A 14,647-nucleotide genomic window follows, 5' to 3' on the forward strand; every position below is an offset into this window, starting at 1 on the left:
GCCGGCACCGCCGGCGGGACCAGCGGCCGGGCCGCGTCGGCGGCGCGGCGCCGGTGGCGCGGGGCCCGGCCGGCGGTGACGCGGAGCAGGTGACCGAGCCGGTCCTCGTAGGCGTCGCCGACCCGCCACAGCTCCCGGGTCCGGGCCCGGTCCCGGGCGCGGTCGAGCATGGCCGCGTTGAAGGCGTCGAAGGTGTCCGCGGCCGGTGGTGCGTAGGGCGACAGGGCGGCGTCGACGTGGGCCACGCCCGCCAGGACGGCCCCGCCCTCGGCCACCCCGAGGTACCCGTCGTGCTTGCGGACGAAGCGGTCCCAGTCGGAGGTACCGCGCGGGTGGTCGGGGGCGACGCAGACCACGGACCAGGTGTGGGCGACCTTGTCCGGCCACTCCGGGTCCAGCCGCAGCGCCCGGCCCCGGGTCTGCACCACGGCGGTGGGGGTGGTGGCCTCGGTGAGGTCGACGAGGGTGTTGACGCGGCGGGCGTTCCAGCCCTCGCCCAGCAGGGCGCGGGTGCCGACCAGCGCCCGGCTGCGGCCCGCCTCGAAGAACGCGGTGGCCAGCGCCACCCAGCGGCGGCTCGTCCACGCGCCGGCCACCTCGGCGGTGCCGGGGGCGTCGGGCAGCGGGCGGACGGCGAGCTCCAGCTCGGGATGGCGCTCCCGGCACCAGGCGGCGAAGGCCTCGGCGGTGGCGGGCGCGGCCGCCACGGTGCGGCCGGTCACCAGCATCGGGGCGAGCGGGGCGGTCCGGGGGTCGGCGGCGAGCGTGGCGAGCACCAGCCGGGCGGAACCCGCCTCGGCGTCGAGGACGCCGTCCAGCCGGGTCGGCAGGGTGGCGGTGGCGCGTTCGTGGTCGCAGACGACGACGGCGCGCAGCCGCTCCCCCAGGGAGTCGGCCTCGGTGGCGAGGATCTCGGTGACGGCGGCGGTCCGCGCGGCGCTGCGCGCCAGGACGCGGTCCAGCGGAGAGCGGTCCCGGCGGACGCCGCGGGCGGTGAGGCGGTGGCCGACGGCGGGCAGCGCGGACCGGATCTGCTCCTCGGCCGCCCGGTCGGTGCCGGTACCCGAGACCCGCAGGCAGCGGCGGACCCAGTCGTCGATCAGCGCCACCCAGTCCTCGGCACGGGGCGGATGGCGGTGCTCCTCGCGGAGGCGGGCACCGGCGGGCAGCGCCAGCAGCCCCTGGTCGTGCAGGCGCAGCGCGGCGTCGGCCAGTGCGGGCTCCGACGCCGCGAAGCGGTGCCAGGGGACGGCGGGGGCGATGCCGTCAGCGCCCCCGGCGCCGGCCCCGGGCGGGCCGGTGCGCGCCACGACGCGGCGGTCGAGCCAGGGCAGCAGGTCGGTGCTGGCGAAGCCGGGTTCCATCAGCCGGGCGACCAGCTCGGTGAAACGTTCCGCCTCGCCCGCCAGCCAGGCGTCCTCGGTGGCGGTGGGGGTGGTCAGCCAGGCCAGTTCGGCGTAGGGGGCGAGGTGCCCCTCGCGGACGGCGGCGGGGATCGAGGGGCCGCGGACGGTAGGGCCGAACAGTTCCTCGACCAGCTCCGCCTGCGCGCGGGTGAGCCGCTCGGGAGGGGTGGCCGTCAGGCCGATGACGGTGGCCGACGGCAGCTCGCGCAGCACCTCGGCGAGGAGTTCGCCCCAGGTCTCCAGCAGGTGGTGGCACTCGTCGAGCAACAGGGTGATGCCGCCCGCACGCCGCATCGCGTCGACCAGCTCACGGCCGCCCGGCCGCAGCCGGTGCAGGTGGGAGGTGCCGGCGCCGTCCTCGGCGACCTCGGCGTCCGGGTCGAAGCTGGCGAGCGCCTGGTAGGTGAGGACGGTGACGGCCGTGGCCAGGTCGCGGGTGGTACCGGCGGGGGGCGGCTCGGGGCGGAAGTCCGCCCATTCCCGCACCCACTGGCCCTGGATCGCGGTGTTGGGTCCGAGTACGACGACGGGGCGGCCCAGGCGCCGGGCCGCCTCCAGCCCGGTCAGGGTCTTGCCGAGCCCGGGCGGGAGAACCACCCACGCGCGGCGGTGGCCGTCGGCCAGCACCCGCTCCAGGCCGGCCAGCGCCTCGCGCTGGTGGCGCCGGAGCGGGTGGGGCGGCCGGGGCCCGGCCTCCGGGGCGGCCGCGACCACCTCCCCGCGATCCGCCGAACCGCCCCGCCCGGCGGCGTCGTCCCCGGTGGCGCCGTCCGCCGCCGACGCGGTCGTCACCAGCCGCGTTCGTGCCAGACGGCCAGCTGCGGCCGTTCCGCGCCGAGGGTGGTGTCGGCGCCGTGGCCGGGGTACACCCAGGTCTCGTCGGGCAGCGCGTCGAAGAACTTCGTCTCCACGTCGTGCAGCAGCGTGCGGAACGCCTCGGCGTCGCCGAAGGTGTTGCCGACGCCGCCGGGGAAGAGGCAGTCCCCGGTGAAGAGGTGCGGGTGGCCCCGGGGGTCGTCGTAGACGAGGGCGATCGACCCCTCGGTGTGGCCGCGGAGGTGGCGGGCGACCAGGCGGCAGTGGCCGACCGACAGCTCGTCGCCGTCGTCGAGCGGCACGTCGGTCGCCACGGGGATGCCCGCGGCGTCGAACCGCCCGGCGTAGGTGCGGGCGCCGGTGGCGACGACGACCTCGGCGAGCGCCTGCCAGTGGTCGCCGTGGCGGTGGGTGGTGACGACGGACGCGACCGAGTCGTCCCCGATCAGCCGCAGCAGGGTCTCCGGCTCGTTCGCCGCGTCGATCAGCAGCTGCTCGCCGGTCTCGCGGCAGCGGAGGAGGTAGGCGTTGTTCTCCATGGGGCCCACGGCCACCTTGGAGATGAGCAGCCCGGCGAGCTGGTGCACCTCGGCGGGACCGCCGACGGTGACCCGTCCCGTGTACGTCATGGGTTCTACCTTCCAGCGTCAGGGCCCGGTGGCGGGCGGACAGCGTCTCACAGGGCGGGGAGCACGGGCAGCGGCGCACCGGCGGCGGTGAGTCCGCTGCCGGTGGTGCGGCCGGCGAGCCAGCCGACGAGGGCGGCGGGGTTGCCGGCCACGACGACGGCGGGGCCGTCGGTGGAGCCGGTGATCCAGCTGCGGCCGTCCTCGGCGCGCACCTCCACCGGCGGAACGGCGGGGCTGCCGTGGAAACGCCGGGTGAGGTAGGTCAGCGCCCGGTCGGTGAAGGCGCCGGAGAGGTCGCTGACGTCGCGGTCGACGCCGAGGTCGACGTGGTGCAGCTCCACCTCCAGCCAGCGGCGGAACGGCACCCCGGACGCCAGGTCGGTCACCCCGTTGCGGAGCGTCACGGTGGCGCCCCAGGCGTTGTCCGGCCGGGCGTCGAACACGTCGTGCAGCCGGTCCGCGGTGGCGCGCAGGTCGGCGAGGTGCTCGGCCGGGGTGCGGCCGGCGCCGGCCTCGATGTCGCGGTCGCGGGTCTCGGCGTCGGGGTACATCGGCCGGCCCTCCATGACGTTGACGAGGGCGTCGGCGTTGCGGGCGAGGTGTGCGAGGACGTGTCCCCGGGTCCAGCCGGGCAGTCGGGAGGGGGCGGTGAGCGCGGCCTGGTCGAGGCCGGGGACCGTGGCGAGGAGTGCGTCGGTCGCGCGGGTGAGACCGGAGAGGTCAGCTTCGGGTCGGCTCATGATCACCACGCTATACCGGGGGCCCACGGCTCCGGGAGGGATCGGCGCGGTCGGTGCCGGGCCGGTTCGCGGCCGGTGGCCGGCCGGTGTGCGGCGACGCGGAGCCGCCGGGCGGCACCGCCGGGGGGCCGCGGACCGCGCGTGCCCGGCCGGGGCGGACCGGTGCCCCCACCGGTCCATGATCGAACAGATGTTCTTGTACGCTCGGTCTCCTCACCTCTCCCGCGCGGGCCGCGTCTGTCGGACCCCCGGCCTACGCTGGGAGGAGTCATACCCTTCTGCCCGGGGGACCGCATATCCCCGGCCCGCGCCAGGCGCGGCCGCCGGCCCCTCGTCGCCCACCATCGGAAAGGTGCCAACCGGCGTGGCCGACCGACTCCTCGTTCGCGGCGCTCGCGAGCACAACCTCAAGAACATCTCCATCGAGCTCCCCCGCGACTCGCTGGTCGTGTTCACCGGACTGTCCGGGTCGGGCAAGTCCTCGCTGGCCTTCGACACCATCTTCGCCGAGGGCCAGCGGCGCTACGTCGAGTCGCTGTCGGCCTACGCCCGGCAGTTCCTCGGCCAGATGGACAAGCCCGACGTGGACTTCATCGAGGGGCTCTCCCCCGCGGTCTCGATCGACCAGAAGTCCACCTCCCGCAACCCCCGCTCCACCGTCGGCACGATCACCGAGGTCTACGACTACCTCCGGCTGCTCTTCGCCCGGATCGGCAAGCCGCACTGCCCCGAGTGCGGGCGGCCCATCGCCCGGCAGTCGCCGCAGGCCATCGTCGACAAGGTGCTCGGCCTGGAGGAGGGCAGCCGGTTCCAGGTGCTCTCCCCGCTGGTGCGCGAGCGCAAGGGCGAGTTCGTCGACCTCTTCGCGGACCTCAGCTCCAAGGGCTACAGCCGGGCCCGGGTCGACGGCGCCGTCGTCCAGCTCTCCGAGCCCCCGACGCTGAAGAAGCAGGAGAAGCACACCATCGAGGTGGTCGTGGACCGCCTCACCGTGAAGGACAGCGCCAAGCGCCGGCTGACCGACTCGGTCGAGACCGCCCTCGGGCTCTCCGGCGGCATGGTGGTGCTCGACTTCGTCGACCTCGACGAGGACGACCCGCAGCGCGAGCGGATGTACTCCGAGCACCTCTACTGCCCCTACGACGACCTCTCCTTCGAGGAGATGGAGCCGCGCTCGTTCTCCTTCAACTCGCCCTTCGGCGCCTGCCCCGAGTGCTCCGGGCTCGGCTCCACCATGGAGGTGGACCCGGAGCTGGTCGTGCCGGACGAGGAGAAGTCGCTGGAGGACGGCGCCCTCCACCCCTGGTCGCACGGGCAGACCAAGGGGTACTTCCAACACCTGATCAACGCCCTCGCCCAGGCGCTGAACTTCCGCACCGACATCCCCTGGGCGGGGCTGCCCGCGCGGGCCCGCAAGGCGCTGCTGTACGGCCACCGCACCAAGATCGAGGTCCGGTACGAGAACCGCCACGGCCGCGAGCGGGCGTACCAGACGGTCTTCGAGGGCGTCATCCCGTTCATCCGGCGCCGCCACGGCGAGTCGGAGAGCGACGCCGGCCGCGAGCGGCTGGAGGGGTACATGCGGGAGGTCCCCTGCCCGGCGTGCGAGGGCAGCCGGCTCAAGCCGGTGGTGCTGGCCGTCACGGTCAAGGGCCGCTCGATCGCGGAGATCTCCTCGATGTCGATCAGCGAGTGCGCCGACTTCCTGCGGGAGATGAAGCTCGACGCCCGCGAGAAGAAGATCGCCGAGCGGGTGTTGAAGGAGGTCAACGAGCGGCTCCGCTTCCTGGTCGATGTCGGCCTGGACTACCTCTCGCTCGGCCGCACCGCCGGTTCGCTCTCCGGCGGTGAGGCGCAGCGCATCCGGCTGGCCACCCAGATCGGCTCGGGACTGGTCGGCGTGCTGTACGTGCTGGACGAGCCGTCCATCGGGCTCCACCAGCGGGACAACCACCGGCTGATCGAGACGCTGGTCCGGCTGCGCGACCTCGGCAACACCCTGATCGTGGTGGAGCACGACGAGGACACCATCAACGCCTCCGACTGGGTCGTCGACATCGGCCCGGGCGCGGGTGAGCACGGCGGCCAGGTCGTGCACAGCGGTCCGCTCGCCGGCCTGCTGACCAACGAGAAGTCGCTGACCGGGCAGTACCTCTCCGGCCGGCGGCAGATCGCGATGCCCGAGGAGCGGCGCCCGGTCGACGCCGACCGGCGGTTGACGGTGGTGGGCGCCCGGGAGCACAACCTCCGGGACGTCGACGTCAGCTTCCCGCTCGGCGTGCTCACGGCGGTGACGGGGGTCTCCGGTTCCGGCAAGTCCACGCTGGTCAACGACATCCTCTACACCCACCTCGCGCGGGAGCTCAACGGCGCCCGCTCGGTGCCGGGCCGCCACACCCGGGTCGAGGGCGACGACCTGGTGGACAAGGTCGTGCACGTGGACCAGTCCCCCATCGGCCGGACCCCCCGGTCGAACCCGGCGACGTACACCGGCGTCTTCGACCACGTGCGCCGGCTGTTCGCGGAGACGACCGAGGCCAAGGTCCGCGGCTACCTCCCCGGCCGGTTCTCCTTCAACGTCAAGGGCGGCCGCTGCGAGAACTGCGCCGGCGACGGCACCATCAAGATCGAGATGAACTTCCTGCCGGACGTCTACGTCCCGTGCGAGGTGTGCCACGGCGCCCGGTACAACCGGGAGACGCTGGAGGTCCACTACAAGGGGAAGTCGATCTCCGAGGTCCTCGACATGCCGATCGAGGAGGCGACCGAGTTCTTCGAGGCCGTCCCCGGCATCGCCCGGCACCTGCGGACGCTGAAGGACGTGGGGCTGGGGTACGTGCGGCTGGGACAGCCCGCACCGACCCTCTCCGGCGGTGAGGCGCAGCGCGTGAAGCTCGCCTCGGAGCTGCAGCGCCGCTCCACCGGGCGCACCGTCTACGTGCTGGACGAGCCCACCACCGGGCTGCACTTCGAGGACATCCGCAAGCTGATCGACGTGCTCTCCGGGCTGGTCGACAAGGGCAACTCTGTGATCGTGATCGAGCACAACCTCGACGTGATCAAGACCGCGGACTGGGTGGTCGACATGGGCCCCGAGGGGGGTTCGGGCGGCGGCCAGGTGGTGGCCGAGGGCACCCCGGAGCAGGTCGCGGCCCTCCCGGCCAGCCACACCGGCAAGTTCCTGCGGGACATCCTGGGCGACCGGGTGAGCGACTCCGGCCCCACCGGCGGCACCGCCGCGAAGCGGACCACGCGCCGCACGGCGGCGTCGGCCGGCCGGGCGCAGGCGGCGAAGAAGGCCGCGAGCGGCTCCGCCGGCGCGCGGAAGAAGGCGGCCGGCGGTGCGGGCAAGGCCGCCAAGGCCACCAAGGGCGGCAAGGCGGCGGGGGGCCGCGGCTGAGCGTCCCGGCCCGCCGGCGCGTAGGGTGCGAGCGTGACATCCGACGACATCCCGGTCAGCCGTCCCGACGTCTCCCGCCCCGCGGCGCCGCCCGCCGCGAGCGGCTCCGCCCCCTCCGCCGCCCCGCGCGGCGCCTCCCGCCGCACCGTGCTCTGCGGCGCGGCACTGGTCTCCGCCGGCGCGGTCGGGCTGACCGCGACCGCCTGCGGCGAGGGCGGCTCGCAGCCCGCCGAGGCGGTGGGCGAGCCCGTGCAGCTGGGTCCGGCCGAGGAGGTGCCCGTCGGCGGTGCGCAGTTGTACCGCGACGAGAAGGTGCTCGTCTGCCGTCCGGAGGCGGGCGAGTACCGGGCGTTCAGCGCGGTCTGCCCGCACGCCGGCTGCGTGCTCTCGGGCATCCGCGACGACGTGGCCGTGTGCAGCTGCCACGGCTCCACCTTCGAGCCGGCGACGGGCGAGGTGCTCCGCGGCCCGGCCGAGGAGCCGCTGACGCCGCTGGAGTTGGAGATCGACGCCGGCGACGGCGTGATGGTGGCACGCCCGCAGGCGTGACCCCGCAGGCGTGACCGCGCGGCCGCGCCGTGCCGCCGGTAGGCCGGGCGCAGCCCGCTGACCGTCCTTCCGCCCGGGGCGAGTTCACGCCCCGGGCGGAGCCGGTTCCGGGCGCGTTGACGGCCACCTCCGGGGCCCGCGGTGCGCAGCGCACCCGGCACCGCTCCGTGATCCGGACCGTCGGCCCCGCCGGAACGCCGAGCGCGGCGCACCGCGTCGAGCAGGAACGGCACCGGACGGCGGCGGCGCGCGGCGCCGTTCGCGCGCTGCGGCGATCGGGTGCGGTCGGCGTCCGGCGCGCGGTATTCGGGCGCATCGGGGCGACGCCCCGCTCCACCTCCGCGCTCCTGAGCTTTCACTGGTCTGTCATGTGGACGTTGTGACGTACCACTGGTGCCCGTTGTGATTCCCTTGCGACTCTGAGCGACCGGGTGCGCACACGTGTGCCCGCGTCCACGTCCCAGGGAGACCCTGTGTCTGGTACCCGCCAGCCATGGCGCCGCGTCCGCGGCGCGTTCCCCCTCGCCGCGACAGCGGTGGCGGCGGCCCTCGCCGTCGGTCTGATCCCCCCGGCAACCGCCCAGACCCCCTCGCCCGATCCGGCCGTACGGGGCGTGGTCGACGGCGACGGAACGGAGATCTCCGCCGCCACCCGGCCCCTGGCCCCGGGCGCGGAGCTCACCGGCGCCCAACGGCTGGAGTCCGACAAGTGGTTGGACGTCCAGACCCTCACCGTCGACCTCGCCGCCGACCTGTCGGTGGACTACCTCGCGACCGAGGACGTGGCCGACGCCGCGACCATCGGTGACCTCGCGGCCGCCCACGACCCCGGCGCGGGCCGCACCACCGTCGCCGCGATCAACGCCGACTTCTTCGACATCAACGCCACCAACGCCCCGCTCGCGCCCGGCATCCGCGACGGTGAACTGGTGCAGTCCGGCAGCCTGAACCGCACTTCCGTGGTCGGCATCGACAGCGACGGCTCCGGCCGGGTGCTCGACGTGCTCTTCGGCGGGAAGGTCGCGGGCCCGGACGGGGAGGCAGCGTTGACCAGCTACAACGCGGCCTCGCTGCCCGCCGACGGCATCGGCGTCTACACCACCGACTGGGGTGAGGCGGACCGCCTGCTGCCGGTGCTCGGCGCCCAGCAGGTGACCGAGGTGGTGGTGGAGGAGGGACGGGTGACCTCCGTCTCCGAGAAGCCGGGACGCGAGCGGGTGCCGGCCGAGGCGACCGTGCTCCTCGGCCGGGACGCCGGGGCGGCGGCGCTCGCCGCGCTGGAGGCGGGCGACGCGGTGGAGATGGAGTACGCGGCGCGGACCGCCGACGGCAGCGCGCTGCCGCGGACCGCGGTCGGCGGCAACGGCCTGCTGGTGGTGGACGGCGAGGCCCAGGACTGGGAGGGCCGGCCCAACAACGCGACGGCGCCCCGCACCGCCGTCGGGTTCTCCGAGGACGGCAGCGACATGTACGTGGTGGTGATCGACGGCCGCCAGGCCCACTCCGGCGGGGTCACCCTCACCGAGCTCGCGGTCATGATGCAGCGCATGGGGGCCCACTCCGCGCTCAACCTCGACGGCGGCGGCTCCACCACGCTGCTCGCCCGCGAGGTGGGCACCCCGGGGCTGGAGCTGGTCAACAAGCCGTCGGACGGCGCCCAGCGGGTGGTGCCCAACGGGCTGGCGCTGACGGCGCCGGCGGGCGGCGGTGAGGCCACCGGGTTCCGGGTCGCCACCCGCGCCCGGCCCGCACTGGCGCCGAACGGGGAGACGATGGGCGACGCGCGGCCCGACCGCGTCCTGGCCGGGCTCACCCGGCAGCTGGACGCCCACGCCCACGATGCGACGCTCGGCCCGGCCGCCCCGACCCGCGCCGACTGGTCGGTGGCGCCCGCGACGGCCGGAACGGTCGACGCCGCCGGGGTGTTCACCGGGGCGGAACCCGGCCGGGCCCTGGTGAGCGCGAACGCCGGCCGGGCGACCGGGGCTCTGGAGCTGACCGTGCTGGGCGGGTTGGAGCGGTTGGAACCCACCCGGCGCAGACTCGCGCTCTCCGGCGCCGGCGACACCACCCGGTTCGGGCTGCTCGGACACGACGCCTCCGGCTACTCGGCGCCGGTCGAACCCCGCGACGTGACACTGGAGTACGACACCGCGCTGATCGAGGTCGAGCCGGAGCCGTCCACCGGCGGCTGGACGGTCCGGGCGCTGACCGACGCCTACACGGCGAGCACCATCACCGCCCGCGTCGGCGACGTCACCACCGTGCTCTCCGCCGGCGTGGGGCTGCGGGCCACCGGCGTCGCGGACTTCGAGAACGCCGCGGACTGGCGGTTCTCCCACTCCCGGGCGGCCGGCGAGCTGTTCGCCGAGCCGGAGGGCCACGAGGGCGCGGCGCTCGGCGTGCGGTACGAGTTCGACCGCAGCACCGGGACCCGCGCCGCGTACGCCACCCCGGCCGGGGGCGACATCGGGGTCGCCGGCCAGCCGCGGAGCTTCACCCTCCGGGTGCGCGGCGACGGCAACGGCGCGTGGCCGGCGCTGCACCTCAAGGACGCCACCGGGACCAGCCGCGTGCTGCGCGGTGAGCATCTGGAGTTCATCGGCTGGCGGCAGATCACCTTCGACGTCCCGGACGGGTTCGCCTACCCGGCCGCCGTGCACCGGCTGTACATCGCCGAGACCCGTCCGGACGCCGCCTATCGCGGTGAGATCGCCGTCGACACGCTCGTCGCGGAGACCCCGCCCGACGCCGACCTGCCCGATTCCGGCCCGGTCACGGACCCGCTGATCACCACCGCGGCGGCGACCGACGCCCGCGACTGGCGGTTCGCGCTGGTCTCCGACGCGCAGTTCGTGGCCCGCGACCCCGACAGCGACGTGGTGGCGGCCGCGCGGCGCACCCTGCGCGAGGCCCGGTCCTCCGAGCCGGAGTTCGTCGTCATCAACGGCGACTGGGTGGACGAGGGCTCACCGGCGGACCTGGAGTTCGCCCGCACCATGATCGAGGAGGAGCTCGGCGACCTGCCCTGGTACTACGTGCCCGGCAACCACGAGGTGATGGGCGGGTCGATCGGGCAGTGGGAGGAGGTCTTCGGTGCGCGGCAGCAGAGTTTCGACCACCGCGGCACCCGGTTCGTCACCCTGGACACCTCCTCGCTGTCGATCAGCGGCGGCGGCTACGCCCAGTGGCGGGAGCTGCGCGAGCGGCTCGACGCGGCGGCCGCCGACGACGCGGTCGGCTCGGTGGTCGTCATCTCCCACGTACCGCCGCAGGACCCGGGCCCGCAGCCGGCGAGCCGGCTCACCGACCGGATGGACGCCTGGCTGCTGGAGCGGTGGCTGACCGAGTTCCGCGAGGAGACCGGGAAGGGTGCCGCGCATCTCGGGTCGCACGTCGGCCTGTTCGACGCCCACCGCCACAACGGCGTGCCGTACCTGATCAACGGCAACGCGGGGAAGGGCCCGTCCGCCCCGCCGGACCGGGGCGGCTTCACCGGGTGGTCGACCGTCGGCGTCGACGAACTGCCCCCGGCGGCGCGGGCGGAGGCGCTCGCCGACGGTCGGCCGGCCGGGCCCGACTGGCTCTCCGTCCGCACCCGGCCCCACACGGACGGGCTCACGCTGACCGCCCCCGCCTCCGTGGCGGTCGGGAAGAGCGCGCCGGTGACCGCCACCGTCGCGCAGGCGCTCGGCGGGGACGCCGTCCGGGAGGTGCCCGCCGCGTGGCCGGTCAGCACCGACTGGTCGGGCTCGGCAACGCTGCACGTCGGGGACCCGGCCGACGCCACGCGCCGTCATGCCGCCGTGCTCGACCCCGAGGCCGGGACGTTGACCGCGCTGCGGCCGGGGCGGGTGACGGTGACCGTCTCGGTCAACGGCGAGACCGCGGAGGCGGTGGTGGCGCTGGCGCGCTGACACCGCACACGGCCCGCGCCGTCGAGGTGCGGCTGCCGGGGCCGCCGCACGCGTGTCAGAGGTGCGGCAGGATGTCCGGCAGCAGGTCCTTGAAGGTGCGGCCCTGGGAAGGGACGCCGATGGCGGTCATCTCCCAGCCGCCGCCCCTGCGGCTGACCTTGGCCATGATCTGGGCGGTGTAGGCGCCGCCGCCGGTCAGGGTGTACCGGGCGAGCTCCTCGCCGTTGGTACGGTCCACCAGGCGGCAGAAGGCGTTCTCGACCTCGGTGAAGGTCTGGCCCGTGAAGGAGTTCACGGTGAAGACGATCTGGTCGACCTCGGCCGGGACGGAGGTGAGATCGACCAGGATGACCTCGTCGTCACCGCCGCCGGTGCCGCCGGTGAGGTTGTCCCCGGTGTGGGTGATCGAGCCGTCCTTGCTCTTCAGCTGCCGGTAGTAGACGACGTCGGCCATCTCCCGGCCGGCGAACAGCACGGCCGAGGCGTCGAGGTCGATGTCACCGCCGCCGAAGAGCTTGCCCAGAAAGCCGGAGCGCCGCACGGCCTGCCAGCCGAGGCCCATGGACACCGCGGAGAGGCCGCCGCCGTCGCTCTTCTCCAGGCTGATCGCCTGGCCCTTGGACAAGTTGACGCCCATCGATGTCCACTCCTGTCGCGCTCACGTCGGTCGTTGCGGGCCGAAGGACCCGCTCGAAACCCTACGTCAGCGCGCCCGCGACCGACCAGCGCCCCGGAGGCGGCGTCTGCGGGGCGCCGGCCGGGGGGCGTGCCGCCGCCGTCAGGCGAGGCCGACCTCCTTCATCTGGCGCAGCTCCTTCTTCAGCTCCGAGACCTCGTCCCGCAGCCGCGCCGCCACCTCGAACTGGAGCTCCGCCGCCGCGGCGCGCATCCGCTCGGTGAGCTGCTCGATGGTGTCGGCCAGCTCGGCCGCCGGCCGGTCCGTCAACTCGCCCCCCTCGCGACGCTCGCGGGCGGTCTTCCCCGGGACGGGCGCCTTGCCCCGGCCCGTCTCTGCGGGCCGCCGGTAGCCGGTGGCGAGCAGGTTCTCGGTGTCGATCTCCTCCCGGATGATGTCCGAGACGATGTCGCCGATCTTCTTCCGCAGCGGCTGCGGGTCGATCCCGCGCTCCTCGTTGTAGGCGATCTGCTTGGCCCGCCGCCGGTTGGTCTCGTCGATCGCCTTCTCCATCGCGGCGGTGACGCGGTCGGCGTACATGTGGACCTGGCCGGAGACGTTCCGCGCGGCGCGGCCGATGGTCTGGATGAGCGAGGTCCCCGAGCGCAGGAACCCCTCCTTGTCGGCGTCGAGGATCGCGACCAGCGACACCTCCGGGAGGTCCAGCCCCTCGCGGAGCAGGTTGATGCCGACCAGCACGTCGTACTCGCCGGAGCGCAGCTCCCGCAGCAGCTCGACCCGGCGCAGGGTGTCGACGTCGCTGTGGAGGTAGCGGACGCGGATGCCCAGCTCCAGGAAGTAGTCGGTGAGGTCCTCCGCCATCTTCTTGGTGAGGGTGGTGACCAGCACCCGCTCGTCGCGTTCGGTGCGGGTGCGGATCTCGTGGACGAGGTCGTCGATCTGCCCCTCGGTGGACTTCACCACCACCTCGGGGTCGACCAGGCCGGTGGGGCGGATGATCTGCTCGACGACGCCGTCGCCGCGGGACAGCTCGTAGGGGCCGGGGGTGGCCGAGAGGTAGACGGTCTGGCCGACCCGCTCCAGGAACTCCTCCCACTTGAGCGGCCGGTTGTCCATGGCCGACGGCAGCCGGAAGCCGTGGTCGACCAGGGTCCGCTTCCGGGAGGCGTCGCCCTCGAACATCGCGCCGATCTGCGGGACGGTCACGTGCGACTCGTCGATGACCAGGAGGAAGTCCTCCGGGAAGTAGTCCAGCAGGGTGTGGGGGGCGGTCCCCCGTTCGCGGCCGTCGATGTGCAGCGAGTAGTTCTCGATACCGGAGCAGGTGCCGATCTCGCGCATCATCTCCAGGTCGTAGGTGGTGCGCATCCGCAGCCGCTGGGCCTCCAGCAGCTTGTTCTGCCGCTCCAGCTCCGACAGCCGGCCCGCCAGCTCCGCCTCGATGCCGGCGATGGCCTGCTCCATGCGCTCCGGCCCGGCGACGTAGTGCGAGGCCGGGAAGACGAAGAGCTGCTGCTCGTCGGAGACGACCTCGCCCGTCAGCGGGTGGAGCGTGGAGAGCGCCTCGATCTCGTCACCGAACATCTCGATGCGGACCGCCAGCTCCTCGTACACGGGGAAGATCTCCACCGTGTCGCCGCGCACCCGGAAGGTGCCCCGGGTGAAGGCGGTGTCGTTGCGCGCGTACTGGATGTCGACGAAGCGGCGCAGCAGGGCGTCCCGGTCGAACTCCTCACCCACCCGGAGCGGGACCATCCGGTCGACGTACTCCTGCGGGGTGCCGAGGCCGTAGATGCAGGAGACCGAGGCGACGACGACCACGTCCCGGCGGGTGAGCAGCGAGTTGGTCGCGCTGTGGCGCAGCCGCTCCACCTCGTCGTTGATCGAGGAGTCCTTCTCGATGTACGTGTCGGTCTGCGGGACGTACGCCTCGGGCTGGTAGTAGTCGTAATACGAAACGAAGTACTCGACGGCATTGTTCGGCAGCAGCTCGCGGAACTCGTTGGCCAGCTGCGCGGCGAGCGTCTTGTTCGGCGCCATCACCAGCGTCGGTCGCTGCAGCCGTTCGATCATCCAGGCGGTGGTCGCGGACTTGCCGGTTCCGGTGGCGCCGAGCAGGACGACGTCGCTCTCCCCCGCACGCACCCGTCTCTCCAGCTCGTCGATGGCCGTCGGCTGGTCACCGCTGGGCTGGTAGGGACTGACGACCTCGAGGGGCGCCACAGTGCGTTCGATGTCGGAAACGGGTCGCATGACCCCACGGTACGGCCAGCCACCGACACCGCACGGCGACGAGCGGAACGGACGCCGGGTGCGACCGCCCGGACACCGGCTGTTCCGCCGATGGGCCGCCGTTCGCCCGTATGGGTACACCGCGCGCGGGCAGCATCCCCCGGGTGTCCCCCCACGACCCAAGGAGTTCCCGGTGTCCCTGCACTCAGCCCTGACGACTCTCGGGTCGGCGTTCGTCGCCGTCACCCTCGCGCTGACCGCCGCCGCGCCCGCCGGGCCCTCGGCCGGCTCGGCGGGCTCGGCGGGCGGGCCGGCCCACGC

8 protein-coding genes are annotated in these 14,647 nt (G+C 74.1%); 3 read left to right on the plus strand and 5 right to left on the minus strand.

Features of this window, described 5'->3' with window-relative positions; genetic code table 11:
- The 3 genes from HCN56_RS17015 to HCN56_RS17025 all read right to left on the minus strand — a co-directional run.
- On the minus strand, window positions 1-2,198 hold a 2,198-nt coding region (locus HCN56_RS17015; protein WP_209312852.1), incomplete at its 3' end, for a DEAD/DEAH box helicase family protein.
- Window positions 2,195-2,851: an MBL fold metallo-hydrolase gene (locus HCN56_RS17020; protein WP_167972069.1), complete on the minus strand. Its 657-nt coding sequence runs from the start codon at window positions 2,849-2,851 to the stop codon at window positions 2,195-2,197. The genes HCN56_RS17015 and HCN56_RS17020, both read right to left, overlap by 4 nt.
- Before the next feature lie 47 nt (window positions 2,852-2,898).
- Window positions 2,899-3,591 carry a maleylpyruvate isomerase family mycothiol-dependent enzyme gene (locus HCN56_RS17025; RefSeq protein WP_167972071.1) on the minus strand — a complete coding sequence of 231 codons (693 nt, stop codon included), beginning with the start codon at window positions 3,589-3,591 and terminating at the stop codon, window positions 2,899-2,901.
- A 364-nt stretch (window positions 3,592-3,955) separates the two neighbouring features.
- Between HCN56_RS17025 and uvrA the strand changes: the two genes are divergently transcribed.
- The 3 genes from uvrA (at window position 3,956) to HCN56_RS17040 (ending at window position 11,457) form a co-directional block, all read left to right on the plus strand.
- Window positions 3,956-6,991 (plus strand): excinuclease ABC subunit UvrA, encoded by a 3,036-nt coding sequence (gene uvrA, locus HCN56_RS17030; RefSeq protein ID WP_167972072.1) that lies wholly within the window; start codon window positions 3,956-3,958, stop codon window positions 6,989-6,991.
- A 33-nt stretch (window positions 6,992-7,024) separates the two neighbouring features.
- Window positions 7,025-7,540, plus strand: coding sequence for a Rieske (2Fe-2S) protein (locus HCN56_RS17035; RefSeq protein WP_312871274.1), 516 nt, complete (start codon window positions 7,025-7,027; stop codon window positions 7,538-7,540).
- Between the two features lie 473 nt (window positions 7,541-8,013).
- Window positions 8,014-11,457 (plus strand): phosphodiester glycosidase family protein, encoded by a 3,444-nt coding sequence (locus HCN56_RS17040; protein ID WP_167972074.1) that lies wholly within the window; start codon window positions 8,014-8,016, stop codon window positions 11,455-11,457.
- A gap of 55 nt (window positions 11,458-11,512) precedes the next feature.
- Here the strand turns inward: HCN56_RS17040 and HCN56_RS17045 are convergent, their stop codons facing one another.
- Window positions 11,513-12,094, minus strand: a complete 582-nt coding sequence (locus HCN56_RS17045; RefSeq protein WP_167972076.1) for a TerD family protein — start codon at window positions 12,092-12,094, stop codon at window positions 11,513-11,515.
- Window positions 12,095-12,235: 141 nt separating this feature from the next.
- Complete coding sequence (uvrB, locus tag HCN56_RS17050) at window positions 12,236-14,347, minus strand: excinuclease ABC subunit UvrB (RefSeq protein WP_167972077.1); 2,112 nt, start codon at window positions 14,345-14,347, stop codon at window positions 12,236-12,238.
- Between the last annotated feature and the right edge of the window lie 300 nt (window positions 14,348-14,647).

Source organism: Streptomyces lonarensis, from assembly GCF_012033735.1.
Lineage (GTDB): Bacteria > Actinomycetota > Actinomycetes > Streptomycetales > Streptomycetaceae > Streptomyces > Streptomyces lonarensis.